Source organism: Nostoc sp., assembly GCF_036916975.1.
Lineage (GTDB): Bacteria > Cyanobacteriota > Cyanobacteriia > Cyanobacteriales > Nostocaceae > Nostoc.
On sequence record NZ_JBALFF010000057.1, the window covers coordinates 22,382 to 48,250 of the forward strand.

The window sequence follows — 25,869 nt, forward strand, 5'->3', positions numbered from 1 at the left end:
GCGTGTTAAACTACCAAAGTGCTAACAAGCACTCATTAGCGATTTGATGCTTATTAACTGACTCTCTCTATGACACCTTCTACAAACCAGGTTTATCCCGTTATTTGGCACAATGACTCAGTGTCACTAATTGACCAAACTCGCTTACCAAACGAATATACATTTGTAGAAATTCACCGCAGTGAAGATATGGCGCGGGCGATTAAAACTATGATTGTGCGAGGTGCGCCAGCAATTGGTGTTGCTGCGGCTTATGGAATGTATCTTGGCGCAAGGGAAATTAAGACAAGCGATCGCACCGAATTTTTGCAACACTTAGATAAAGTAGCCCAATTGTTGCGTTCTACTCGTCCAACAGCGGTAAATTTATTTTGGGCAATTAGCCGGATGCTCAAAGTCGCCTACGAAACGCTGGGAACGGTGGAAGAGATTAAGCAAACCCTTTTGCAAACAGCCCAAGCAATTAACGCTGAAGATTTGCAAACCTGTCAGGCGATCGGTGACAATGGTTTGACAGTTTTACCTACTACCCCAAAAAAACTAACATTGCTTACTCACTGTAATGCTGGGGCGCTAGCTACTGCTGGTTATGGTACAGCTTTGGGTGTTGTGCGTTCGGCTTGGAGGGAAGGACGTTTAGAACGTTTATTTGCCGACGAAACCCGTCCCCGCTTACAAGGCGCAAAACTCACCACTTGGGAATGTGTGCAAGAAGGTATTCCAGTGACATTAATTACTGATAATATGGCAGCCCATTGCATGAAACAGGGTTTAATTCATGCTGTAGTTGTGGGTGCCGATCGCATTGCTGCTAATGGTGACACTGCTAATAAAATTGGTACTTATGGTGTTGCGATCGCTGCTATTGCTCATAATATCCCCTTCTTTGTCGCTGCACCTTTTTCTACCATTGATTTTGAATTAGCCGATGGTAGTAAAATTCCGATTGAGGAACGCGAACCAACTGAAATTTATCAAGTTGGTGATACGATTCTCACACCTGCGGGTGTAGATTTTTATAACCCAGCTTTTGATGTGACTCCGGCTGAGTTGATTACAGCAATTATTACAGAAAATGGACCGATCGCACCCGGAGAATTGGTTAAATACCAGCCACAGTTAGTAGCTTAACATTAATCTGAAGATGCACATAACAAGATACCCTCTGTAGTCCCATTCCACTTACTAAGCTGATGCGCGTCTAAATTGTACATTTTGGTGTTAAGACTGTCCAAAGTCATTGGTCATCTGTCCTTTTAAATACAAATGACTAATGACAACCTTCTCCGGAAGGAGACGCTGCGCGTAGCAAGATCCTCAGAGGGGTACATAGGTAAATATATAACTTAAATGCGTAACAGATGACAACTCTGTTGACCAAAGCATCGCATGGGTATAGGTGCGATCGTTTTCCTTATGAATAAAGAAGTAGACCCACTGGAGTATGAGTATGATTTCCTGGCTAATTTTCTCACACTAGCACAATTCGATAACGAGCTTTATTTGCGGCAACTTTATCCATCGCTGCATTAATATCAGACAATGGCATTATTTCAATCATAGGTTTGATTTGATTTATTGCTGCAAAATCAAGCATTTCCCGCATAAATTTTCGTCCTCCTACTATACTACCGGTAATAACTTTTTGACCAAAAATTAAGGGAAGAAGGGGGATATTAAGGGTGGATACAGGAATACCTACTAAACAAAAAACTCCATTATTAACTAGTAAATTGAAAACTTTGTCCCAATCAATTGCTGATGAAGTAGTACTAATGACTAAATCCTGTGTTCCACTAGCTTGTTTTAAATCTTCAGGAGTATTCCAGTGTTGGAAGTGATGCGCTCCAAATTCTTTTGCTTGATCTTCTTTGTCAATAGAGGTAGAAAAAGCTGTGACTTCTGCTCCCATTGCTCTGGCAAACTTGATGGCTAGATGTCCTAGTCCACCAATACCAATAACTCCAACTTTCATGCCAGGATGTTTGAGATAAGTCCTCAGAGGAGTATAAACCGTAATTCCAGCACATAATAGGGGAGCAGCACTGGCAGAATCTAAAGCATCGGGAATTTTATAGGCAAAATCAGCTGGAGCGCGTAACTTATTGGCAAATCCTCCATGATGACCAACAATTAGTCCTGTATAACCTTGCCGACAAACGTTTTCTTCTCCTCGTAAACAAGCTTCACAAGTTCTACAGGAGTTACGAATCCAGCTAAAACCAACGCGATCGCCAATCTGAAATGAAGTAACATTTTCTCCTATCTGAGTTATTTTACCCACTACCTCATGACCTGCAACCAGGGGGAAACTACTCAAGTTCCAGTCATTATCCCGCATATGAATATCGGTATGACACAAACCATTATGAGTTACTTGGATTTCAATATCTTGGCGGCGTAATGTTGCAGGTTCATAGTCCCATTTCTGTAGTTTTTCTCCTGCTTCTAAAGCTGCATAGCCTTGGAATGTCTGAGTTTGTGACATAAAAAAATTGCTCCTAAATACAGCGTTGCTGATTAAAATATGAATGGGTTTTGCGCATACGGCTAAAATAGAACTCGCAGAGTAGGCGCAAAGAATCAAAGTTTTAGATAATTTAATTTCTGGAAGCCACTTAATCTTATCACGAATGACCTCTCCCTATTTTGAACTCAAGTTCAATTCTGTCCCTCTCCAATTCGGAGAGGGATAGGTCTTTTTATTCGACTAATTAGCTCTAATGCAATACGCTTGGGTTAAGCATTTTTTCCTTCTCTTTGCGTCCTACCCTGCGGGAAGCCACTTCGTGTCTATGCGTCCTTCTCTACGAGACGCTACGCGTTGGTGTCAGCCTCTGGTAGAGTTGGCGGTAGCCTGCGGCCAAGCCGTTCGCGTAGCGTCTCGTAGAGAAGCGTCTACGTTAAAAAAATTGACTTTAACAAAGAGTTTTAGCCTTAACCCAAGGTATTGAGCTCTAATGGACTTAACCAAAATGCTGAATAATTGCCTCAGCAAATTCAGAACATTTTAAGGGTTCAACTGGCGGTTCTAGCAACCTAGCTAAATCGTAGGTGACTTGACTACTCGCGATCGCCTCACTTAAACCTTTCTTAACTAAGTCTGCGGCTTCTTGCCAACCCATAAATTCCAGCATCATCACCCCAGACAAAATCACTGAACCCGGATTAATCCGATCTAAACCAGCGTGTTTGGGTGCTGTGCCGTGGGTAGCCTCAAATATAGCGCTAGCATCGCCAATATTTGCCCCTGGCCCCATTCCTAATCCCCCAACGATCGCAGCAGCGGCATCAGACAAGTAATCGCCGTTCAAGTTCATTGTCGCCAAAATCGAATATTCATCCGGTCTGGTTTGGATTTGTTGAAAAATACTGTCAGCAATCCGGTCATTCACCAAAATCTTATCTTTCCATTTACCCTCGCCGTGGGTTGCCCAAATTGTGTTAAGAACAGTTTCAACTTCCTTGACAACTTGCGCTTTCTTGTCTGGAGTCAGATTATCAAAGCCAGGCTCAATTTGACGGGCGTTTTCTTCCAAGGAAAGATTCGGATTTTTTTCCTTGTTACTTAAAATCCAAGATTCCTGTTCAGTAACAGTCTCTTGGCGAAATTCGCTGGTTGCTAGTTCATAACCCCAGTCGCGGAAAGCGCCTTCGGTGTACTTCATAATGTTACCCTTATGCACCAAAGTCACTTGTTGCTTGTCTTTGGGCAATAGCAAAGCGTGTTTGATCGCACGTCTAACTAGGCGCTGGGAACCAGTTTTGCTGATCGGTTTGATACCAATACCAGAATCAAGAGGGATGCGTTTTTTGCCATGTTCTGGGGTAGCGGGGATCAGTTCTTCATTGATAATTTTAATTAAGCGATCGCCAATTTCGCTGCCTTGTCGCCACTCAATCCCTAAATAAATATCTTCCGTATTCTCCCGATAAACGATTACATCCAGCTTTTCAGGATTTTTGTGGGGTGAGGGCGTACCCGCATAGTAACGGCAAGGACGCACACAGGCATACAAATCAAAAATTTGCCGTAGCGCCACATTTAAAGAACGAATTCCCCCCCCAATGGGAGTAGTCAAAGGCCCTTTAATTGCGACACCATATTCTTCAATTGCCGTGAGAGTGTCTTGAGGTAAATATTGATAAGTACCGTATAAATCACAGGCTTCATCGCCAGCGTAAACCTTAAACCAACTAATTTGACGCTGACCCTTATACGCTTTAGCTACCGCAGCATCTAGCACCTTTTGGGTAGCAGGCCAGATATCGATACCTGTACCATCGCCCCGAATAAAGGGGATAATTGGATTGTCTGGTACGATTGGTTCACCATTTTTGAAGGTGATTTTTGCTCCGGTTGCGGGGGGGGTAATCTTTTCGTACATCGTTCACACACTCCTAATCGATACGCTGCTATTGAAAAAAACCTTATGTGTCCAGGCTTGTATATTTTGCTGTGTTTTTTCTTTACCAAGCCATAAGGCGCAGATTTTCCCCCTATTTCCCTTGTACATTATTTGGGGATTAAGTGTGGGATTTCAGTGAAGCGATCGCAATTTTGTACGATCAAAAATAGTAAACTACTTTTCGCTATCAGTGCTTCACCTTGGAGGAGCCAGATAGCTTACCACTCTTTCACTGACCGCTAATACAAGAATGGCATGACAGACCCAATGATTTTATCAAGCCCTGCTAATGACATCGACTCCCTCCGACGACCGTTAATCGCTGGCTCTGAAAAAGTCCAACAGCAGATAATCCCACAGTTAGCTGAGTTGGGTAATGAGGGATTAGACGTGTTGATGGAATTTTTACTGAAACGACGTGAAAACCCAGCGACTTGGGTTGATGGCAAAGCTTACCAAGTCCTTTATAACTCTGATGCACCCCAAGCTCAAGAATTTCTGCGCTCTTGTTTTCCTGAGGGAATTGTACCTCTAAAATCAGAGTGTGGGATTAAGTACAATTCTTTGCAACAGTTACTATCTCTTCAAGACTTCCAAGCAGCCGATCGCGTCACCATAGAAAAAATGTGTGAACTATCAGGGACAACGGCTGTACAACGAAAATGGTTGTATTTTAGTGAGGTAGAAAATGTCTCGGCTATTGACTTGCAAACCATTAACAACCTCTGGTTAGTCCACTCAGAAGGTAAGTTTGGCTTTTCAGTCCAGCGAGAAATCTGGTTAAGCTTGGGTAAAAATTGGGAGAATTTCTGGCCGAAAATTGGCTGGAAGGCAGGTAATAGCTGGACGCGATACCCCCACGAGTTTACCTGGGATTTGAGTGCGCCTAGAGGTCACTTACCCCTCTCTAATCAACTTCGGGGGGTACGAGTCTTTGCTTCTTTACTCTCTCACCCTGCTTGGTCGAAGAATTCAGAACAATGATTTTGAGTGTAGGGACAAATAGATTATGATCAATCCCACCAATCGAGGATTCTACGTCATTATTGAACGAGATGAAGATGGCTACTATGTGGGAGAAGTCCCTCAGTTAAAAGCCTGTTACAGTCAGGGAGAAACAATTGATGAGTTGATGGCTAATATCAAAGAAGTAATTGAACTTTGTTTAGAAGCAAAAACTGAAGAAGAAATACCAGAATTTATAGGTATTCAAAAGGTAGTAATTTAATAATTCCATGAAGTTTGAGTGGGACGAAAACAAAGCGGCAAGAAATCTTTTAAAACATCAGGTTTCCTTTGAAGAAGCCAAAACTGTTTTCGATGATCCGCTCTATGTTGAGTTCTATGATCCAGACCACTCTGATGATGAGGAGCGTTACCTTATTATTGGAGAGTCAAGTCAGGGACGCTTACTAATCATGTCGTATACGGAGAGAGTAAATTCGACTCGTCTTATTAGTGCAAGAGAAGTAACGCGATCCGAGCGAAAAATATATGAAGAAGGGTAAGCCAGAAATGGAAGACGATTTGCGATCAGAATATGACTTAAAGAGTCTAAGGGTCAGAAAATTCGGCCCTGAGCGAAAGAGCTTTGGTAAGACAACAATTCTTTTAGAACCTGATGTTGCAGAGGTTTTTCCCAATGCTGATGCGGTGAATGAGGCTCTAAGATTTCTGATTAGAGTTGTGCAGGACAACCAACTTTCTGCACTTACAAAGCAGCCTCACAGTTCTTCTGAGGCGGCGGATAAAAGCCCCTAGTGCTGAGTTGAAAGTGCCACAGATCCCAAACTAAAAATATCAAATTGGATAATGGCAAACGTTCGTCTAGAAGATATTAAACGTAGATTCAATAACGTCACGGCTATTGAAGATATTACCTTTGAAATTCCTGATGGGGAGTTTTGGGTTTTAGTTGGGCCATCGGGTTGTGGGAAGTCTACAATTTTGCGAACGATCGCGGGTTTAGAAAGCGCCACATCTGGTAAACTGTTTATTGGCGATCGCTTGGTGAATAATATCCCAGCTAGACAACGGGATGTAGCGATGGTGTTTCAAAATTACGCTCTCTATCCTCACATGAGTGTGGCGCAAAACATCGGCTTTGGCTTGCAAATGCGGAAGGTTGACCGAAAAATCATTCAAGAACGGGTGATGAATGTGGCGCGATCGCTTTCTCTAGATCACTTACTGGATCGTAAACCCAAACAACTTTCTGGAGGACAGCAACAACGGGTAGCATTAGGGAGAGCGATCGCTCGTCAACCACAAGTGTTTTTACTTGATGAACCTTTATCTAATTTAGATGCTCAATTGCGCGATGATACCAGAGCAGAATTGAAACAGCTACATCAAAAATTAGGCATTACAACTATTTACGTCACCCACGATCAAGTTGAAGCCATGACTTTGGCTGATAAAATCGTTGTGTTAAATCGTGGGCGGATTCAACAAATCGGCGATCCCCAAACTATTTATAGAAGTCCTGCTAATCAAATGGTGGCAAGTTTTTTAGGCAGTCCACCAATGAATATTTTACCTGCAATCTATCAAAATAACGGTTTTGATGTCAGTGGACAGTTATTAGCAATTTCAGCAGTTTTGAGGGAAAAGTTACAGTTGCGTCAGGGACACAGTTTTAATTTAGGGATTCGTCCAGAGCATATTTTTATTAACGAACCGCCAAATAGCCAAGCAGTCCAAGAAGTAAATGAGAGTCAGCTGGTTGTAGAAGTTAAAGTAGTCGAACCTTTGGGGAGGGAAACTTTGATTCGTGCTGGTTTACCTCGTTCGGCGGTGGTATTGAATATTCAAGTGGGTGGGGATATGCGTTTTCGTCCAGGCGATCGCCTTTCTCTACAACTCGATTTAAATCAATTGTTTGTATTTGATCCCAAAACTGGGGACAGAATATTATAGAAACACTCGCCCCGTCCTTATAGGACGGCTTTTTATTTAATTTTCAGGTTACAGCAGTGAGAACTGTTTATATCCATAATCAGGATGAAATAATGATTCAATCACTACAAAAGCTATTTACATTTGATGAATATTTAGAATTTTTAGAAACACAACCGGAAAACATTCGTTATGAATTACACGATGGAGATATTATTCAAATGCCACCGCCATCAGGGAAACACGAGCAAATAGTAGCATTTTTAACAATGATGTTAGGGTATGAGTGTCTTCGTCTTAAACTTAATTACGGTATACCTAAAACCGCTACAGTCAAGCCAGAAAATAAAATGTCAGGGTACTATCCTGATGTTTTATTAATGAATTTTTCTAACTTGGGTAATGAACCATTATGAAAGAAACAATCTATTCTTAGTAAACCAGATTCAATTCCATTAGTAATTGAAGTCGTCAGTACTAACTGGAGAGATGATTATCATAAAAAGTTTGCTGACTATGAAGAAATGGGTATTCAAGAATATTGGATTGTGGATTATGCTGCTTTGCGTAGCAAAGAATTGATAGGCGACCCTAAACAACCAACAATCACAATTTACTCTTTAAGTGATGAGGGTGAATATCGTAGTAAACAGTTTAGAGGAGACGACCGTATAGAGTCGCCAACATTTCCAGATTTCAATCTAACTGAAGAACCAAATTTTTTCAGTGCGTTATTGATAAAAATCTATTTGCCGTGCTGATAATCCCCAAAAAGAATGCTGAGGATGATTAGTTGGGAAAAGAGAGTTTAAGTAAAAATACATAATATTTTGAATGCTAGTGCTTAATATTACAAACTTAAGAAAGTTTCTTAAACTGCCAGAAATAATCACAAATTCCCAATTTTTTGTAGCCATAATCTAAGAAAATAAAAACTGCAATAGATACTTAATGAATTCGCTGCAAAAACTTATATGACTATTAATCGACGCCATTTCTTGTTTTTACTTACATCAGGTGCGGGTGCTTTTGCATTAGATGCTTGTGCATTAGCAGAAAAATCTCCTGAAGGAAACGCTGCAATAGCAAATACAACACCAAATACACCACCAAAGACAACAGGGACTATCCAACTACCGCCTTTACCTTACGCCTACGAAGCACTGGAACCACACATCGATGCCAAAACGATGCAATTTCACCACGATAAACACCACGCAACTTATGTAAAAAACCTGAATGCAGCGTTAGCCAAACATCCAGAACTCAAAGGTAAAAGTGTTGAAGAACTGTTGCAAAAACTTGACAATGTACCACAAGATATTCGCAAAATAGTACGCAATAATGGCGGTGGTCATGTGAACCACTCAATGTTCTGGCAAATTATGAAGCCGAAAGGTGGGGGAGAGCCAACAGGAAATATAGCCTCCGCGATTAATCAAAATTTTGGCTCTTTTGCAGCTTTCAAAAAACAGTTTAACGAAGCTGGTGCTGGTCGTTTTGGTAGTGGTTGGGTTTGGCTAGTGCATAACAAAGGTGGCAAGTTGGAAGTGACAACTACAGCTAATCAAGATAGTCCGTTAAGTACAGATCAATATCCCATCTTGGGTAATGACGTATGGGAACATGCATATTACCTCAATTACCAGAATCGTCGCGCCGATTATTTAGATGCTTGGTGGAATGTAGTTAATTGGGATGAGATTAATAAGCGATTTGCAGCAGCAAGTAAATTTGCCTGAAACCAGATAACAATTTAGAGTTATAGGCACTTAAAAACTGGCAAGAAAAACAATATTCTGCTGCCAGTTTTTTGATATGATCAGCTAATTGTCATATCATGTCTGACAATTTACCAATAAGAAAATAACCCCAAAGAGCGAAAGCTACCCTTTGTCTCCCCTCCCCAAGCATCCGGGAGGGGTGCAATGATTGTGCGAATCATAACTAATTATGCGGACATCATATTATTTGCTTATAGTAACGGACTAACAAATAAAAAAATACTCAACAACTTATTGTGGGGTGGGTGTCTCACCCGCCCGTAGGCAAAAGCGGGCTTTTCGGACTACCTCATAAGATTGGATAATTTATTTATACTTACAAAATTTATATAAAATAACAATTAAGATTTGGTCTTAACAACGGGTAAAACTTAGAATCATTTCTTCAAATGTGCAATTTGACTAAAAACACTCTTGAGTCATTTTAATTATAAGGAGGATATTCTGATGAAAATTGGTTTTAAATTATTCACGGTTGCTTTAAGTGTTCCATTATTTCTGGGAATTTTAAATTTTAAAGCACAAGCTCAAGTTAGTAGACAATTGGGTGTAGCAGGTGATATTCCCGTTCCCGGCAATTATGATAAGGATGGTAGAATTGATTTTGCAGTATGGCGACCGAGTAATGGTACTTGGTATTTAATTAAGAGTTATACAGGTCAAACAGTTACTAAACAATTGGGTGTAGCTGGTGATATTCCCGTTACCGGCGATTATGATGGCGATCGCATAACTGATTTTGCAGTATGGCGACCGAGTAATAGCACTTGGTATATAATTAACAGTTCTACAGGTCAAACAGTTACTAGACAATTGGGCGTAGCTGGTGATATTCCCGTTCCCGGCAGTTATGATAATGATGGCAAAACTGATGTTGCAGTATGGCGACCAAGTAATGGTACTTGGTATGTAATTAACAGTTCTACAGGACAAACAGTTACTACAAAATGGGGTATCAATGGCGATATTCCCGTTTTCGGCGATTTTGATTATGATAGTAGAACTGATCTTGCAGTCTGGCGACCGAGTAATGGTACTTGGTATGTAATTAAGAGTTATACGCGTCAAGTAGTTATTAGACAATTGGGCGTAAATGGTGATGTTCCTGCCCCTGGTAAATACGATGATGATGGTAGAGCTGATTTTGCAGTATGGCGACCGAGTAATGGTACTTGGTATATAATTAACAGTTCTACAGGTCAAACAGTTACTAGAAAATTGGGCATAGCTGGTGATATTCCTGTGCCTGGAATTTATAATTTCTCCATTAAAAGTGACTTCGCAGTATGGCGACCGAGTAATGGCACTTGGTATATTTTGAGGAATTAGGGCTAATATTTTGTCTGGTTAATTTCCTCCAAACAATAGACTTCTTGCAAAAGTCGCTTAAGCAAATTTGGTTTGGGGGAGATGAAACTCGTAATTGTAGAGAGCAGCAATAAGATTAAACCTCAAACTAAATCTTTTAAGGACGATTTCTAAAGTTTGATTTTTGCTCACCTCTTCCCCCCTTGCTGGGAGAAGTCATTTTATGTGGCTGATCCATCCTTTCACTCAGCAACGCCCTTTTTCTCGCACTCCTTCTCAAAGCGGTTTTTGAGAAGGTATACCTACAGCACGGGGAAAATTAGCTGGTGTCTTTGCTACCTTACGCAGATAAAGGCAATGACGGATGCTATGACTTAGAGGTGTTGTAAATTGTTCGATCGCTTCAATTATGCCACCCAACTGATCAACAGCATTTTCCAAACCTCTCGTTTCCTCATCAGTCCAATTACCGCGATAAATTAACGCTAAACCACCAGGCTTAAGCAATGGTAGAGTATATTCTGCACAAACAGAGGCAGCCCCTACAGCACGGATTAATGCAATATCATAAGCTAGTCGATGCTGGGGGTGATGACCAATTTCTTCAGCCCTACCAACAATAGTTTTGGCATTGGTAAGGGCAAGTTCAGTTAATATATTGTCAATAAAAGTAATTTTTTTCCGGGTTGAATCCATCAGAGTCATTGTGCAATTAGGTGCAATAATTGTCACTGGAATACCTGGAAAACCTGCACCTGTACCAATATCGATGAGAGCGGGGGAAGCACTTGTGCCAGGGAGCAAAAGAGTAGGAGAGAAATTTGCTGATAACAGGGGTGCAATTGGTCGCAGAGAATCCCAGAGATGTTTTTCCCAAAACTCTTGGGGATCAGTGATCCGAGTTAAATTTAGTTGGCGATTACCTTCTAAGATTAACTCATAAAGCTTTTGAAATTGCGCTTGCTCTTGGACAGTTGGTTGCCAATTCAGAGTTTGCTGCCAGATTTCTGCCATCTCAGGCAATAGGTTTGTCATTTGTCATTGGGCATTAGTTATTCTTTCTTTCCTCAGTCCCTCATCTCCCTCATCTCCATTTACACCGATGGTAAAGGTTGTTTGACTTTCGCTTCCAGTGTCTTTGGGTCTACTGATTGTAGTTCACCGTGGTTGAGTGTCCAGCAACGGTCTGCGATCGCTAACAAATCCCCAGCATCGTGTGTCACTATTAACAGTGTCCAATCTTGTTTCAGTTTCGCTAATAAATTTACCAGCTGCCGACGCATTGACCAATCTAACCCAGCTGTGGGTTCATCCAATAACAGTAAATTTGGCTGACGAATCAATTGCACCGCCAAAGCTAAACGTCGTTGCTGACCACCACTCAAAGCATGTGGGGCAGCCGAAAGCGATAAATGCTCTAATCCCACCTCAGTTAGGGCTTGTCTGACTCGTTCTGACCCTAACTCAGGATGTCCTAAACGCAATTCTTCTAAAATTGAACCACCGCAAAAGTGCCGTTCTGGAAACTGAAATACCAACCCAGCCAATTGTTGTAGCTGTTCGGCTATAAGTTCTTGTTCCCGCCAAAAGAGTGCGCCGCTAGTGGGTTCGGCTAGTCCCGACAAAATTTCTAGTAAGGTACTTTTACCTGAACCACTCGCGCCAATAATCAGACCTAGCTGCTGGGGTGCTAATTCCAAGTTGATCGATTTGAGAATCGCTGTTGGGCAAGCTGTCGGGTGATAATTTAGATTTCGGAGATAGAGCATTTGTTAAGATTACCAAAAAGTCAGCAAATTACTGATTAGCTACACTGAGAGCATCTATAAAACTCAATGAAAGGATTAACACCTTAATCTAGCAGCAAGAATCATCCACATTTTTCTCCATTGTGGCAGACTCACCCTGAAAACTTTGGCTATAACCAGCCTGGGAACATGAAAAATTACCAAAGTCAACCTTTAATATAAGAAAATTTTGGTTTCAGCAGAGGCGACTTAACACTTCGATTTCGCGCAGTGTAAAAATTAACCATTTTTTGCATTCTAAATAACACATACAACTATTTCAACCGCAAATATTCTGAGGATTAAAATGACTAAAAGGTTTTCTTCGCCTCGATTAGTAGTGTCTGCTAGACTCACTAAGCTTGCTCAGACTGCTTTTGGTGCTGCGATCGCCTTTGGCGTTGCCCCTTGGGCAATCGCACTTAATTTATGGGTAAATCCGTCATTGGCTGGCGATCCGTTTCGCAATCGTGAACCTCATCAAATTGGCGACCAAACAGAAGCCGCTTTTAAAGCGATTTTCCAACAGGGCAATTATCCAGCAGCAGACCGTTATTTGCAACAAGCACTATCCAAAGAGCCAAATGAACCTCTAGCTTATGCCATGAGCGCATCTTTAGCATACGGAAATAAGGATTGGGCTAAACTAGACACCTACAGCCAAAAAACTCTAGAAACTGGACAAAAACTGATTTCTAGCGATCCCTTGCGTGGTAATTTATACACTGCTGTTGGTCATTTTTTAGAGGGAGCAGTAATTATCACCCGTGAGGGTACAGTCAACGGTGTACCGCAAGCCTTTAGTCAGTTGCGACAAGTTTATGAATATTTAGACAAAGCCGAAGCAATTTCTGCCAACGATCCAGAACTGAATTTAATCAAGGGTTATATGGATTTATTATTGGCGGTTAATTTACCTTTTGCTAGTCCAGATCAGGCAATTGGACGCTTAGAAGAAAATGCTGCTCCTGGGTATCTAGTAGATCGGGGTATTGCCCTTGCTTATCGGGATTTAAAGCGGTATCCACAGGCACTAGAGTATGTCAACCGGGCGATCAAAACTACATCAGATAATCCAGAAATTTATTATCTTAAAGCCCAAATACTGAAAAAACTGGGTCAAAAAGAACAAAGCCAGCAAATGATCCAGGAAGCGATCGCTAATTTTGACAAAGCATTGACTAAAAAATCCCAACTCCCAGGCGATTTAGTCAAGCAAATTGAACGTGAACGCAGCAGTGCTGTTAGCCTGAACAATTCTAGATAATAGGGCATAGAACAGGTGGGAAATAATAACTCCCAACTCCCAACTCCTAACTCCTAACTCCTAACTCCTAACTCCTAACTCCCAACTCCTAACTCCCAACTCCCAACTCCCAACTCCTAACTCCTAACTCCTAACTCCTAACTCCCAACTCCCAACTCCCAACTCCCAACTCCTAACTTTGATATGCTTATTTGCAGAACAGTAATTGAGATGCTAGACCAAAATGGAGATTCAGTTCCGCGAAATTAATCCTTTTGATATGTGGATTTGGCTGAAATTCAGCACAAATCCTTCTGCGCGTGAAAAGCAGTATGTAGAAGAAGTTTTCAATTCCTGGTTTTATCTGGGTAAATTGGGTGCATTTAATGCAGAAAATCTTCAGGTGCAGGACACTGGACTCGATATCAGCTACATGAATTATGATGAGCAAGGGTATGACAAAAGCTTACTAGCACTGATGCACAACATCGGTGAGTTTGAATATGAGGGACAGTGGGGGCGTTGTTGGTTTGATTTAGGAACTAGTGATGCGATCGCATTGGATATTTTAATCAACGCTCTCACACAGCTAAGTCAAGAATATGTCACCATTGAAGAATTGTACGTCGGCGGCGAAAATTCCGATTGGCCTATTGAGGATAGCGAAAGTCGTCCTCAGTCTATTTATGATAATTAGTTACAAAAATGAATAAAGCAGGTGAAATTAGGGTAATAGCGTTGGGGCTAATTCGGGATGGCGAACGCATATTTCTTTCTGAAGGCTACGATCCCGTAAAGCAAGAAACATTTTATCGAGCTTTGGGGGGTGGTGTTGAATTTGGCGAAACCAGCCACGCCGCTTTAGAACGCGAGTTTCAAGAGGAAATTCAGGCAAATTTAACAAATATTAAATATCTAGGTTGTATAGAGAACCTGTTTACATTTAATGGTAAACAAGGTCATGAAATTATTCAGCTTTATCAATGTGACTTTGTTGAGTCAAAATTTTATCAACTGGAAAATTTAGTTTTTTCAGAATCACCAAATCATAAACATAGAGCTTTATGGATAGATATCTCTCGCTTGAAATCAGGAGAATTCAGATTAGTACCTGAAGTGTTTTTTGAATATTTATGAATATTTATAAATTATCTAGAATTTCCCTAAGATTACTTTGCTGTTAATTATTTCACCGCACTCAGCAAAGATACAATATACTGGTTCAGACTAACGCCTTCTTGTTCAGAAGTCTCAGCTAAACGTCGATGTAAAGATTTCGGCATCCGTACTAGTAATTTACCGCTATAGCTATCATTACTAGTTGGTAAAGGAATATTATCGTCGGCTTCGTAAGCTGTTTCAATCCACAATTCCCGCGCCTCATTGAGATTTGTCATTGTCTCTTCAAGGGTTTCGCCTTGGGTAAAACATCCAGGTAAATCTTTAATTTTGGCTACATATCCACCCTCTGGATCGGGATAAAGTGTTACAGGGTACTGAAGATTTAAATAATATTCTAAGGACGGTTTCTCAATCTGCTGGTTCTTCTGGTTCAGTGTCTTCATCAATCCACTCTTCTAAATTTAATAGTTCAACTATTTGCTGTACATAAATTCCTTTAACTTTTTGTCCTCCTGTTTTGGGTACAGTGATGGTTTTACCTTGGGAGTCTCGGAAGCTATGATGGCTACCCTTAGACTTTTTTTCTTCAAAGCCAAAAGCTTCTAATAGATAGTAAACTTCCTGAAACCGCACTTATGGAGGTCGCTTTAGGAACTGCTCTACTAATTTTTTTAATTTGCTTATTGAGAAATGATACTATATATAGTATCAAAATTTTGAGAGATAAAAAAGCGATCGCTTGGGGTGAGAGCAAACAAAGTGCGATCGCTCTCAATCGCAGAACTGGTATTTAAGACAGTTCTACAATAAAAGCAAAGACATTGAGGTTCAACTAACCTAATGGGTGTACCTGAAACAAACCCAAAGATACCAATGCTTTCACCAAGCTTATACGAAACTGATTTTTACGCTTGGACACACGAACAAGTAACTTTACTTCGCAATCAGCAGTGGAGTCAGATTGATCTGCAAAATCTGATTGAGGAGATTCAATCTTTGGGTAAACAGCAACGTCAAGAATTGCGAAATCGTCTGAGTGTGTTGATTGGACATTTACTAAAATGGCAGCACCAGTCAGAGCGCCGTAGCCGTAGCTGGTTAGCAACACTTCGGATTCAACGCTTAGATATTGCTGAACTGCTTGAAGATAATCCTAGTCTCAAACCCTACCTTGAAGAAGCACTTCGCAAAGCCTACCTTAAAGGTGTCGAATTAGCTGTTGGAGAAACAGATTTGCCCAAGCGAACTTTTCCGGTGGAATGTCCTTACAGCTTGTCAGAGATTGTGGACTATGATTTTTATCCCGGTGAACCAAGCAAGTTACTAGATGAATCAGAGCAATAATTTGAAATTAAAGTAAATCTTCTTCAGATAGCTGGGCTATTTTCATCATGCTAATAACCATAACTGTTTGCTCTTAACTGTGGCTAATCAAATTAATTTTGGTTGCTACGGTTCAAACAATAGCTGCTTGTGCGATCGCTCACAACAACAGAAGTATTAAAGTTTGAGTAGAGGCAACTTTTGAGTTGTCGTTACAAATGCTTTCACCAAGCTTATACGAAACTGATTTTTACGCTTGGACACAGGAACAAGCCCGCCGCATCTTGTTCATTGGCAGACAAATTTTTTAGTTTGGTGCTTATTTTTTGCGCCAATATCCTTCAACATGGGTTCCATCCTTACGACGATAACCTTGAACATGGACTTTTCCACTTGAGTTACTTGATGAATTACTGCCCCAGAAGTTAGTCGTAGTCCGTTGCTGGTTGGATGTACTGTTATCCCGATAATTATTAGTAGTTCGGTGTTGATTTACTTGTTTGGGTTTTTCCTCTTGCTGCGTAAGTGATGCATTAAGTAATTTAATCACTGCACCAAATGGATTTACTTGTTTGAGTTTTTCTTCTTGATGCCTCTGTTTTTGTCTTAGTTTCTCTGCCTGTAGTTGCTGCTCTCTGTTGAGACGTTCTTCTTTCTGTTTCTCTAATCTCAAACGTTGCTCTCGCAGGCGAAGTCTCTCTTTTGCACGTTGCTCTTTCTTGCGCTCTTCTTCTTGGCGTTTCCAGTCTCTCAATAATCGCTCCCAATCCTCCAAACCTAACTGAGGATTCTTGACTGGAGGCTGAGATGTTTCCCAACAAAAGCTATAAGCCTCAGTTTCAAAGTTAGCACCAACAGAACTAAACATAGGCTCGTTTAACTTTTTACTATTTCGTTGAACTTGTTGAAGAATAAAATTTGGCAAAGATGGAACAAGTTCAGGTTCAGGCTGCTTTTTCCCAAAAAGTCCTTTAAAAAAACCGATTTTTGAAGGTTTAGGAATTGTGGTTTCGAGAACCCAAAGTTTGACTGTCTTATCCCAGCTACTACTTACAAGTACCTGATTATTAAAACAAAAAGCGACTGAGCTAACTCCTGCTGAGTGAGCACAAAAAGAGGAATCTAGAGTACCTGTCGTCAGATTCCAAATCTTGACGTAGCCATCATCGCCACCGCTTACGAGAAACTGACCATTAGAACTGAAACTTAGACTACGCACACTACTTGAATGCCCCTGAATAGCGCATTTAGATAATCCAGTTTGCATATCCCACAGAATGATGTCCCCATCATCATCACTGCTTGCAAGAATTTTCCCATCAGGGCTGAATACAACTACACGTACATCTTTTGAATGGGTTGAAAATGAGAAAATTTCATCGTGTATGTTGGTTCTCCAAATCTTAACTTTATGGTCACAACCACCACTCGCAATCAATGAACCATCAGGACTCACAGAAATAGACTGCACGTAACTTGAATGCCCTCGAAGGGTTTGAATCTCCTTCCTTTCTTTCAAACTAAAAATTTTAACTGTATAATCATCACTTCCACTTACAACAAAGTCATAAATTGGAACCACAGCGACTGCCGTGACTGCTTGAGAATGAGTGTTAAAAGTTAATAATTCCTGAGATGTTCTTAAATCCCAAACTCTAATGGTGGCATCATCGCCACCGCTAATCAAACCATTTCCTTTGGGAGTAAAGGTAATGGAGCGAACAGATTTTGTATGTTCAAACGCATAGGTCAAAAGTTGACCATTATTTAGATCCCATAATCTAATTGTATTATCATCGCTGCCACAAGCAATAATTTGGCGGCTTGGATTTATAGATAGGGAGCGCACACCACCGAACCAACTAGAGTCACCATTGAATGTGTGAGCTGGATACCATGATTGATTCATAAGCTTCTCCAAGCTTTCTGCGGTTTAGACAATTGAGTTCTTTGATCAGTATTCCCAAGATTCTCAAGCTATCTAAGGTACGTAAAATAAAATTTTGATCCAAATCGGGTATCTAATCTGCGGAAATAACGGTGTAGCTGCGATCACCTACCGTTGAAGAAAAGCACTCATTGAATATCAATCAAAACGTCGGTATCTAGCAAATACATCTACTTAACCTATTCTCGCTCACGAGTTTGGGTTTCATGGCGTAACTTACCAGCGTATGCTTGACTATCAGTAATATCAGGTCGTGAGTTTATCACACCTTCGCTCTGCCAATAAGCAACGAGTTCGGCTCCTGTCTTAGGAGGATTTGCTAAAACCTGCCTCACAGAAAGAATCCGAAGAATGTATTCAGAAAGAGGAAGATTTAACCGAGAAGCTTCAGTAAAAAGCTCGTTTTCTAGCTCTGGTGGCAAATTAAGATTAATACTCACTCTGCTTATCCCCTGTAGGTTTGGTTCTAAATTGATAGAAACTTAAGCAAAACTGATCAAACAACAGCTGCCTCTGGAATCGCACCTTGCATTCTCCCGAAAGCATCAATCAAATTTTGCAATTGTTGATCTGCTTTAAAAACTCCTAATCCGCGCACCGTCACTTTCCCAGGAGAATAGACAAAGCGCGTCTTCAGATTTTCGGGTAAATTCGCCGCTAATAAATTCCAAGCGGGTTCCTCCATCGGTGTTTCTAAAACGATGTGCTGCTTTTGTTCTGGTTTTATCCGACTAAATCCGAGTTTTTTCGCTAGCTGTTTGAGTTCCATAACTCGCAAAAGTTGATTTGCAGGTACTGGTAAACTACCATAGCGATCGCTCCACTCGGCTGCAATCTGCTTTAATTCTGATTTAGATTTAGCTGTAGCCACCGCCCGATAAGCACTCATCTTTTGATCCAAATCGGTAATATAATCTGCTGGAATAAATGCCGTCAGGTTGAGGTCAATCTGTGTATCCTCCACTTTCGGAATTTCTTGTCCTCGAATTTCCCGAATTGCTTCTTCCAACATTTCCATGTATAAATCAAACCCGATCGCGTCCATTTGACCAGATTGTTCTGCACCTAGCAAGTTACCTACACCCCTGATTTCCATGTCGCGCATCGCTAGTTGATATCCAGAACCTAACTGAGTAAATTCTTGAATTGCTCGTAATCGTTGCCGGGCTGCGTCAGATAAAGTTCGCTGTTTGGGATAAAATAACCAAGCATGAGCTTGAATCCCTGCACGTCCCACACGACCGCGTAATTGATACAGTTGAGCTAATCCAAAGCGGTGAGCATCTTCAATTAAAATGGTGTTGACTCGCGGAATATCTAAGCCAGATTCAATAATTGTCGTACAAACGAGGATGTCTGCGTCACCATTACTGAAGGTGAGCATGGTTGATTCTAACTCGCTTTCATCCATTTGACCGTGAGCGATCGCAAACCTAGCTCCCGGTAACACTTCTCGTAAATTGGCTGTTGTCTCTTCAATTCCATCCACCCGTGGGACTACATAAAATACCTGTCCACCTCTGTCTAATTCTTGACGAATTGCAGTGCGGATACTTTCAGAATTAATCGGTGACAGATGGGTTTTAATCGCGCGTCTAGTTGGCGGTGGTGTAGTAATCAAACTCATTTCCCGAATTCCTGACAAGGACATATACAAAGTCCGGGGAATGGGAGTCGCGGAGAGGGTAAGCACGTCAACCTGAGTTTTCAGGCTTTTAATTTTCTCCTTCTGGTTTACCCCAAATCGCTGTTCTTCATCTACTACCAACAATCCTAAATCCCGGAAGATCACACCTTTACCCAAAAGTTGCTGTGTACCAACAACTACATCTAATTCACCCGTTGCCAAGCGCTTTTGAATATCGCGGCGTTCTTCAGCCGAACGAAAACGGTTGAGTAAACCGACATTTACGGGGTACGGAGCAAAACGTTCTTTGAGTGTATGGTAATGCTGCTGTGTTAAAATAGTGGTTGGCGCAAGGAGTGCCACTTGTTTACCGGCGGTGACTGCTTTGAAAATAGCACGAATCGCCACTTCCGTCTTCCCGAAACCGACATCGCCACAAACTAAGCGATCCATTGGGCGATCGCTTTCCATGTCGCGTTTTACATCTTGAACAGCTTTGAGTTGATCCGTTGTCGGTTGGTAGGGGAAAGAATCTTCTAATTCCTCCTGCCAAGGCATATCACTTGGATAGCTAAAACCTTGTTGTTGCGATCGCGCTGCATACAGTTTCAACAAATCCACCGCCAATTTTCTGATCGCTTTGCGGACTTTATTCTTCGTATTTTCCCAAGCTTTACCGGTCATCCTGTTGAGTTCGGGTGCTTTATCACCTCCGGCGCGGAACCTCGATAAAGCACCTACTTGCTCGGCTGCAACTCTTAATAACCCATCAGCATACTGCACCACCAAATAATCACGGGTTTCGTTATTAATCGTTAAACTTTCCAGCTTGACAAATTTACCAACACCATGATTTCTGTGAACCACATAATCGCCAGGACGCAGTTTATTCGCATCAACTTGTTTAGAAGTAGCTTTGTGGCGCTTGCGGATATAGCCGGGAGTCGCCAAAGAATGCTGCCCAAAAAATTCCCGATCTGTAACAATTACTATTCGATATGTAGGCAGGATAAAACCTTCTAGTTCCGCAAGACCAGAATATTTTAGGGCTATGGGAGTATGGTTAATTTTGAGTTTATCAATCGCTTGATAGTCGCGGGGATTTGGGATAAACTGAGCCGGACAATCATGTTCTTGCAACAGCGAGACAGAACGCGAAGGTTGAGCAGAAAGTAACCAGATCGAGAAATGGCGATCGCGTTCTTGGCGGATGGTTTCAGCTAGTTTAGCAAACTGGTGCGGCGTAACTGGAACAGGTCGGCTGGCAAGATTAATCCCATCATTTTCCTCTGACAGTTCCGATAAATATAATGTTTTAAACCTGGCAACATCAGCCAAACAATCATCAAAAGAACGGTGAATCTTCGGCAATATTAGACGAGTGGGGATAGATTCTTCCCCATTCCCTATTCCCAACTCCCTATTCCCTATTCCCCATTGTTCCTCGGCATTTTCTACCCAGCGATCGCTATGAGCATGACACTGTTCTGGCTCATCAATAGCAATCAGCGTATTTTCTCCTAAGTAGTCTAGCAGAGATGCTGGTTGCTCGAAAGCCAACCCCAAAAAGCGACGACTACCCTCCAAGAGTGATGATTTCTCAGTACAAAGTTCTGACTCAGAATTTAACTCATAACTCCTAACTCCTAACTCATAACTATTCTTCAGGGCCGCCATGACGATGGGAGCAAAACTAGTAGGGGTAAGAATTAACTGATCAACTTTGTCGAGGGCGGAACGTTGGGTTGCTGGGTCAAATTCCCGCATTTGCTCAATTTCATCACCAAACCATTCCAGGCGGACTGGAAACTCAGATGAAACTGGATACACATCAACAATATCGCCCCGTCGGCTCCACTGTCCTTCTGTTTCCACCAGAGGTACTCGTTCGTACCCCAAAATAGTTATTTTCTCACTGAAGGCATTCAAGTCTAATTCCATCCCCCGCTTCAAAGTAAGACAAAATTGCCCAAAAGCTTGTGGTGGTGGTAAGTGGGGTTGCAGCGCCCCAAGAGTCGCTACAATTGCTAAATTTGTCATTTGTTCTTTGTCATTTGTCCTTTGTCCTTGGTTTGTTTCTAATGACTCTTGAACGGCAGTTGCTTCACTTGGGAAGACCCCAAGACCGCACTGCCTCTTTTTGAGCAAATCTGCCAATACCTGCATTTGCCCCCAACTCATCTCAGTTTCCGGGTCAAAAGGTTCGTAGGGAGAAGCCTCGGAGGTGGGGTAAAAATGTACTGTTTGCCATCCCATTGCCTCCAGTTGTGCATAAACGCGTCCAGCTTCTTCGAGAGTGGCGCAAACTACAAACAAATCCTTGCCAGTAGCCTGCGCCAATGCCGAAGCCACCAAACCCTTGGGTAGTCGAGCAACGCCATTTAACCGCAATTCTTGTTGTCGGTTTAGCTTAGAAATAAATTCAGTGGTGAGCGGCGATCGCGCTAAGGCACGCACAATAGAAGAAAATGACATAAGTACTACTAGCGGTGGGAGTCTTTGTGGATCAGAAAATTTTGAGGCAGTTTATCTCAACTATTTTAAAAGTGTTAACAGCCTTCTTATTCTTTCGGTGGAAGAATAATTTACGGCGACTAATAAACTTAAGAAGTATAACTATTACTTTGTGTACAGTAAAAGCATTTATAGAAGCACCTTTAATACTAGATACTAGGTACTGAGCTACGTTCGTGATAAGTGGCAATTTTAAACATGTCCTCCATAAATTTTGAAATTTTAATCATTTTGGTGCTAATTATTGCCAACGGCGTGTTTTCTATGTCTGAGATGGCGATTGTCTCAGCCCGGAAAGTTAGGCTACAACAGCTTGCTAATCAAGGAGATGCCAAGGCAAAGGCAGCATTGAAACTAGCTGAGTCTCCAAATCATTTTCTGTCAACCGTCCAAGTAGGTATTTCCCTGATTGGTATCCTGACTGGTGCTTTTGGAGGAGCAACAATTGCCAGCCGAGTGGCAGTCTATGTAAAACTTGTGCCTTTGTTAGCACCTTATAGTGAACCCCTATCTTTTGGAATAGTGGTTTTGATCATTACCTATTTGTCACTGATTGTTGGCGAATTGGTACCGAAGCGTTTGGCATTAAACAACCCAGAAAGGATTGCATCGATTGTAGCGATTCCTATGCAAGCCTTGGCGGCGATCGCTTCTCCAGTGGTCTTTCTCTTAAGCGCTTCTACAGATTTGATCCTGCGAGTGCTGGGAATTACAGCTTCTACCGAGCCGCAAGTCACCGAAGAAGAAATTAAAATCTTGATTGAGCAAGGCACTGAAGCGGGAACCTTTGAGGAAGCTGAACAGGACATGGTGGAGCGAGTTTTTCGTTTAGGCGATCGCGCTGTCAGCTACTTAATGACACCCCGTCCTGATATTGTCTGGCTAGACTTGGATGACAGTGCCGAAGAAAATCGCCAAAAAATGATTGATAGTGCCTATTCTCGGTATCCAGTTTGTCAAGGAGGACTTGACAATGTGCTGGGTGTTATGCCGGTTACCGACTTATTAGCCAGGAATTTTCGAGGAGAAGCACTAGACTTAACACTGGGATTGCGACAGCCCGTATTCGTGCCAGAAAGCACCCGTGGTTTGAAAGTTTTGGAATTATTCAAGCAAACGATCACTCACATGGCGCTAGTAGTCGATGAATATGGCGTGATTCAAGGATTAGTCACTCTCAACGACATTATGAGCGAAATCGTAGGTGATGTTCCTTCAACAGATGGACAGGATCAACCACAAGCCGTGCAACGCGAAGATGGTTCCTGGCTTTTGGATGGGATGTTGCCTGTAGAAGAGTTTTTGGAACTTTTCGGTATGGAAGAGTGGAAATCCGAAGAAAGCGGCAGTTATCAAACCTTAGGTGGTTTTGTCATCACCCATTTAGGTCGCATTCCTGCCGCAGCAGACCATTTTGAATGGCAAGGTATGCGAATTGAAGTGATGGATATGGATGGAAACCGCGTTGATAAGGTGCTAATCGTACCAAAGGCAAATAAATCAGCAGATCCGAAAAAATTTGATTAGCATTGGGCATTGGGGATAGGGCATTGGGAATTGATTGTTTATATTTTCCATGCACTATGCCCAATATCACTTGGTGTGTTAGCCTAAAGCCGTAATTTACCCTACCATGTTGTCGGTTGGGTATCTTATCTTGCCCGCCCTAACCAACATCAAACATTTGAATTATGGATGACTATCTTAAAGAAAGAATCAAGGAAAATCTTAAGATTTCAATTAGAAAATTTTTTAAGAATAAAGCAGTCAAAAATTACCAAATATTTAGATGATATTTTTCCTAAGGAAAGACGAATACGTTCTCTAATAGGTGGATTAGAAACAAGTCTAGGAAAAACTTTTTGGGAACCTATATCTAAAACATTAGCTGAAATTAATGGATTTAAAATTATCAGAGAGAAAATATTAGTTCCAACTCCCTTTCCTGAAGTTTTGCAGAATGAATTGGAGAAATTAGTTTCTGAACGTGAAAATAAGCCTAATAACAGGAGAGTTTCAACAGAGGAATGTATAGACAGGCTAACAAACGCTGCGGCAAAAACCAATCCCCAAGACATCGCCGGCTACATCTATAAATCTCCTCCACCGGGAACTGGAGTTGATATTCATTTGTCTAAGGACGGAATTGAATATCTTTTTGATATAAAAACTGCACAGCCAAATCTAGCTGATTTTCAAAAGTTTAACAAACAAATGCTACAGTGGTATGCTTATCGACTTGCTAAGTGGTATGCTTATCGACTTGCTAAAGATCCAAATGCTAAGTTAAAAGCTCGTATTGCTATTCCTTTTAATCCTTTTTCAAAATCTTGGTATGAAAAGCAAAAAGGTAAGTTATCTAGTTCTCCTCTAGATATCGCTCAAGATATATGGGTTGAAAATGAATTTTTGGATTTTTGTTCTGGAACTGAAAATACATTTGAGCAATTAAAGGCACTTTTTGTTGAGTTAGGACAAGAAAACTTTGCCGCAGAATTTAGTGATATTTTTTACCAAAATTAGTTTAAATATCAATAATACTTAGTAATTCTTTAGCTACATACTCAACAACAGGTACAGGAACAGCATTACCAAACTGTTTTCTAGCAACATCATCTTTTTGGTGATATTCAAAATTTTTCGGAAACCCTTGTAATTTACAAGCGTGTTTTGCCATGATTGGGATAAAATTTTTCTGTCTATAAATTTTTTCTAAAAAAATATTTTTATACTCATCTGGATTGCTAGCATGAATTGATACTGTTGCTATATAGTCTTTAGCACCAGTAGCGGTTAAAGTTGGCACAATATCAGCAGTAGGTAAAATAATTCTATAAATATCATTAATACCTGTCATGTTTTTAGAATTAACAAATTCATATTTATTATCAGCAGTTAATCGGAATATTCCTTTTTGAACTAGTTCATTTAATTCATTTATCTCTATATCACATATTATTTGTTTAAAATTATCAAAAGATAAAGGATTACCATCTTTCTCTCCATATTTTTTACTTCTTCTATGTTTTAGAAGAGTTAAGCAAATCATTTTTTCTCTATCAGTAGTTTCTATAATATCCCAAGAGTGAATTGTTGTATGTCCATTTCTTAAATCAGAAAAAATAAAGAAATCATTTAATTCATCATCTTTTTGAAATCTAGTTCTGGATGGTGGAATCATACCTTTAAATAAGGTATGCCGATCTAACTTCACTTTTTCAATAAGTTTTGCAGATTTAATATCATCCAATATGTCGTAAACTTTTGGATGAATATTCAAAGGAATAGGAAATTTATACTCTTGGCATTTTTCTAGATTATTTCTAATTCCAACAATAAAAACTCTATCTCTATTTTGAGGTAAACCAAAATCATAAGCATTGAGGACTTTCCATTTAACACAATATCCTATGCTTTCTAATTCATGTACAATTATTTCTAAATTATCTATATTTTTCGGGCTTGCTAATCCACTAACATTTTCAAATATAAAAGCTTTAGGTTTATTTTTATTGACTAGTCGAATTACATCAAACCATAATCTTCCTCGCTTGTCTTCAAATCCCTTTAAACGACCTGCGACAGACCAAGGTTGACACGGAACACCACCAACTACTATGTCAACATCAGAGGGAAGCTCACTTATTTTTGTTATATCTCCTAATTCAATTTCATCTTTATTTAAGTAGCTGATAAAATTTTGTTGATAAATTTTTATAGCTTGTTTATCTATTTCAGAATAGCCTAAGCATTGACCGCCTAGTTTTTGTAAAGCAATTCTAAACCCACCAATACCAGCAAATAGATCGATGAAAGCAAATTTATTTTGATAACTTACTAACTGTAGAGGTAATTCTATTTGTTTTGGATTTTGTGAAAATACAGATTTCATTTTTGTTAGCC

At 40.7% G+C, this 25,869-nt stretch carries 25 protein-coding genes and 1 pseudogene; 16 read left to right on the plus strand and 10 right to left on the minus strand.

Annotated elements, in window-relative coordinates; translation table 11 throughout:
* The first annotated feature begins 69 nt into the window (after positions 1-69).
* On the plus strand, positions 70-1,131 hold the full coding sequence (gene mtnA, locus V7K73_RS13415) for an S-methyl-5-thioribose-1-phosphate isomerase (RefSeq protein ID WP_334880671.1): 1,062 nt from the start codon (positions 70-72) through the stop codon (positions 1,129-1,131).
* A gap of 340 nt (positions 1,132-1,471) precedes the next feature.
* Here the strand turns inward: mtnA and V7K73_RS13420 are convergent, their stop codons facing one another.
* Both V7K73_RS13420 and V7K73_RS13425 read right to left on the minus strand, forming a co-directional pair.
* On the minus strand, positions 1,472-2,488 hold the full coding sequence (locus V7K73_RS13420; RefSeq protein ID WP_334880673.1) for an NAD(P)-dependent alcohol dehydrogenase: 1,017 nt from the start codon (positions 2,486-2,488) through the stop codon (positions 1,472-1,474).
* A 478-nt stretch (positions 2,489-2,966) separates the two neighbouring features.
* On the minus strand, positions 2,967-4,388 hold the full coding sequence (locus V7K73_RS13425) for an NADP-dependent isocitrate dehydrogenase (protein WP_334880675.1): 1,422 nt from the start codon (positions 4,386-4,388) through the stop codon (positions 2,967-2,969).
* A 276-nt stretch (positions 4,389-4,664) separates the two neighbouring features.
* Between V7K73_RS13425 and V7K73_RS13430 the strand changes: the two genes are divergently transcribed.
* The 8 genes and pseudogenes from V7K73_RS13430 (at position 4,665) to V7K73_RS13465 (ending at position 10,420) form a co-directional block, all read left to right on the plus strand.
* Positions 4,665-5,393 (plus strand): GUN4 domain-containing protein, encoded by a 729-nt coding sequence (locus V7K73_RS13430; protein ID WP_334880677.1) that lies wholly within the window; start codon positions 4,665-4,667, stop codon positions 5,391-5,393.
* A 25-nt stretch (positions 5,394-5,418) separates the two neighbouring features.
* Entirely contained in the window at positions 5,419-5,637 is a 219-nt protein-coding gene (locus V7K73_RS13435; protein WP_334880679.1) for a type II toxin-antitoxin system HicB family antitoxin, read from the plus strand.
* 7 nt (positions 5,638-5,644) lie between these two features.
* Complete coding sequence (locus V7K73_RS13440; RefSeq protein WP_334880680.1) at positions 5,645-5,917, plus strand: BrnT family toxin; 273 nt, start codon at positions 5,645-5,647, stop codon at positions 5,915-5,917.
* A complete protein-coding gene (locus V7K73_RS13445; RefSeq protein WP_442936763.1) occupies positions 5,904-6,170 on the plus strand; it encodes a hypothetical protein in 267 nt (88 codons plus the stop codon). Before V7K73_RS13440 ends, V7K73_RS13445 begins: the two co-directional genes overlap by 14 nt.
* Before the next feature lie 51 nt (positions 6,171-6,221).
* The gene (locus V7K73_RS13450; protein ID WP_334880682.1) at positions 6,222-7,328 is read left to right on the plus strand and encodes an ABC transporter ATP-binding protein; all 1,107 of its coding nucleotides are present in this window, start codon (positions 6,222-6,224) and stop codon (positions 7,326-7,328) included.
* Between the two features lie 92 nt (positions 7,329-7,420).
* Positions 7,421-8,068 (plus strand): annotated as a pseudogene (locus V7K73_RS13455) (Uma2 family endonuclease).
* A gap of 213 nt (positions 8,069-8,281) precedes the next feature.
* A complete protein-coding gene (locus tag V7K73_RS13460) occupies positions 8,282-9,049 on the plus strand; it encodes a superoxide dismutase (protein WP_334880684.1) in 768 nt (255 codons plus the stop codon).
* 489 nt (positions 9,050-9,538) lie between these two features.
* The gene (locus tag V7K73_RS13465; protein ID WP_334880686.1) at positions 9,539-10,420 is read left to right on the plus strand and encodes an FG-GAP-like repeat-containing protein; all 882 of its coding nucleotides are present in this window, start codon (positions 9,539-9,541) and stop codon (positions 10,418-10,420) included.
* Positions 10,421-10,675: 255 nt separating this feature from the next.
* Here the strand turns inward: V7K73_RS13465 and rsmG are convergent, their stop codons facing one another.
* Both rsmG and V7K73_RS13475 read right to left on the minus strand, forming a co-directional pair.
* Positions 10,676-11,434, minus strand: coding sequence for a 16S rRNA (guanine(527)-N(7))-methyltransferase RsmG (rsmG, locus tag V7K73_RS13470; protein WP_334880688.1), 759 nt, complete (start codon positions 11,432-11,434; stop codon positions 10,676-10,678).
* 59 nt (positions 11,435-11,493) lie between these two features.
* Entirely contained in the window at positions 11,494-12,168 is a 675-nt protein-coding gene (locus V7K73_RS13475) for an ABC transporter ATP-binding protein (RefSeq protein WP_334880690.1), read from the minus strand.
* A 325-nt stretch (positions 12,169-12,493) separates the two neighbouring features.
* Between V7K73_RS13475 and V7K73_RS13480 the strand changes: the two genes are divergently transcribed.
* From V7K73_RS13480 to V7K73_RS13490, 3 genes are all read left to right on the plus strand, one after another.
* Complete coding sequence (locus V7K73_RS13480; protein ID WP_334880692.1) at positions 12,494-13,453, plus strand: Sll0314/Alr1548 family TPR repeat-containing protein; 960 nt, start codon at positions 12,494-12,496, stop codon at positions 13,451-13,453.
* A gap of 223 nt (positions 13,454-13,676) precedes the next feature.
* Entirely contained in the window at positions 13,677-14,129 is a 453-nt protein-coding gene (locus V7K73_RS13485; protein WP_334880694.1) for a DUF3531 family protein, read from the plus strand.
* Between the two features lie 8 nt (positions 14,130-14,137).
* Positions 14,138-14,569, plus strand: coding sequence for an NUDIX hydrolase (locus V7K73_RS13490; protein ID WP_334880696.1), 432 nt, complete (start codon positions 14,138-14,140; stop codon positions 14,567-14,569).
* Positions 14,570-14,616: 47 nt separating this feature from the next.
* On the opposite strand, the gene V7K73_RS13495 is transcribed toward V7K73_RS13490, so the two are convergent.
* Together V7K73_RS13495 and V7K73_RS13500 are read right to left on the minus strand one after the other, a co-directional pair.
* Positions 14,617-14,997, minus strand: coding sequence for a type II toxin-antitoxin system HicB family antitoxin (locus V7K73_RS13495; protein ID WP_334880697.1), 381 nt, complete (start codon positions 14,995-14,997; stop codon positions 14,617-14,619).
* Positions 14,963-15,187, minus strand: coding sequence for a type II toxin-antitoxin system HicA family toxin (locus V7K73_RS13500; RefSeq protein ID WP_334880698.1), 225 nt, complete (start codon positions 15,185-15,187; stop codon positions 14,963-14,965). Before V7K73_RS13500 ends, V7K73_RS13495 begins: the two co-directional genes overlap by 35 nt.
* A 2-nt stretch (positions 15,188-15,189) precedes the next feature.
* Here V7K73_RS13500 and V7K73_RS13505 point away from each other — a divergent pair, with 2 nt between their 5' ends.
* Both V7K73_RS13505 and V7K73_RS13510 read left to right on the plus strand, forming a co-directional pair.
* Complete coding sequence (locus tag V7K73_RS13505) at positions 15,190-15,348, plus strand: hypothetical protein (RefSeq protein ID WP_334880700.1); 159 nt, start codon at positions 15,190-15,192, stop codon at positions 15,346-15,348.
* 79 nt (positions 15,349-15,427) lie between these two features.
* A complete protein-coding gene (locus tag V7K73_RS13510) occupies positions 15,428-15,898 on the plus strand; it encodes a DUF29 domain-containing protein (RefSeq protein ID WP_334880702.1) in 471 nt (156 codons plus the stop codon).
* Between the two features lie 298 nt (positions 15,899-16,196).
* On the opposite strand, the gene V7K73_RS13515 is transcribed toward V7K73_RS13510, so the two are convergent.
* From V7K73_RS13515 to mfd, 3 genes are all read right to left on the minus strand, one after another.
* On the minus strand, positions 16,197-17,786 hold the full coding sequence (locus V7K73_RS13515; protein ID WP_334880704.1) for a WD40 repeat domain-containing protein: 1,590 nt from the start codon (positions 17,784-17,786) through the stop codon (positions 16,197-16,199).
* Between the two features lie 218 nt (positions 17,787-18,004).
* Positions 18,005-18,265: a hypothetical protein gene (locus V7K73_RS13520; protein ID WP_334880706.1), complete on the minus strand. Its 261-nt coding sequence runs from the start codon at positions 18,263-18,265 to the stop codon at positions 18,005-18,007.
* 56 nt (positions 18,266-18,321) lie between these two features.
* A complete protein-coding gene (mfd, locus tag V7K73_RS13525; RefSeq protein WP_334880708.1) occupies positions 18,322-21,927 on the minus strand; it encodes a transcription-repair coupling factor in 3,606 nt (1,201 codons plus the stop codon).
* A 237-nt stretch (positions 21,928-22,164) separates the two neighbouring features.
* Here mfd and V7K73_RS13530 point away from each other — a divergent pair, with 237 nt between their 5' ends.
* On the plus strand, positions 22,165-23,493 hold the full coding sequence (locus V7K73_RS13530) for a hemolysin family protein (RefSeq protein WP_334880710.1): 1,329 nt from the start codon (positions 22,165-22,167) through the stop codon (positions 23,491-23,493).
* Positions 23,494-23,661: 168 nt separating this feature from the next.
* Entirely contained in the window at positions 23,662-24,489 is an 828-nt protein-coding gene (locus tag V7K73_RS13535; RefSeq protein ID WP_334880712.1) for a TdeIII family type II restriction endonuclease, read from the plus strand.
* 1 nt (position 24,490) lies between these two features.
* Here V7K73_RS13535 and V7K73_RS13540 read toward each other — a convergent pair whose 3' ends face one another.
* On the minus strand, positions 24,491-25,858 hold the full coding sequence (locus V7K73_RS13540; protein ID WP_334880714.1) for a DNA cytosine methyltransferase: 1,368 nt from the start codon (positions 25,856-25,858) through the stop codon (positions 24,491-24,493).
* Between the last annotated feature and the right edge of the window lie 11 nt (positions 25,859-25,869).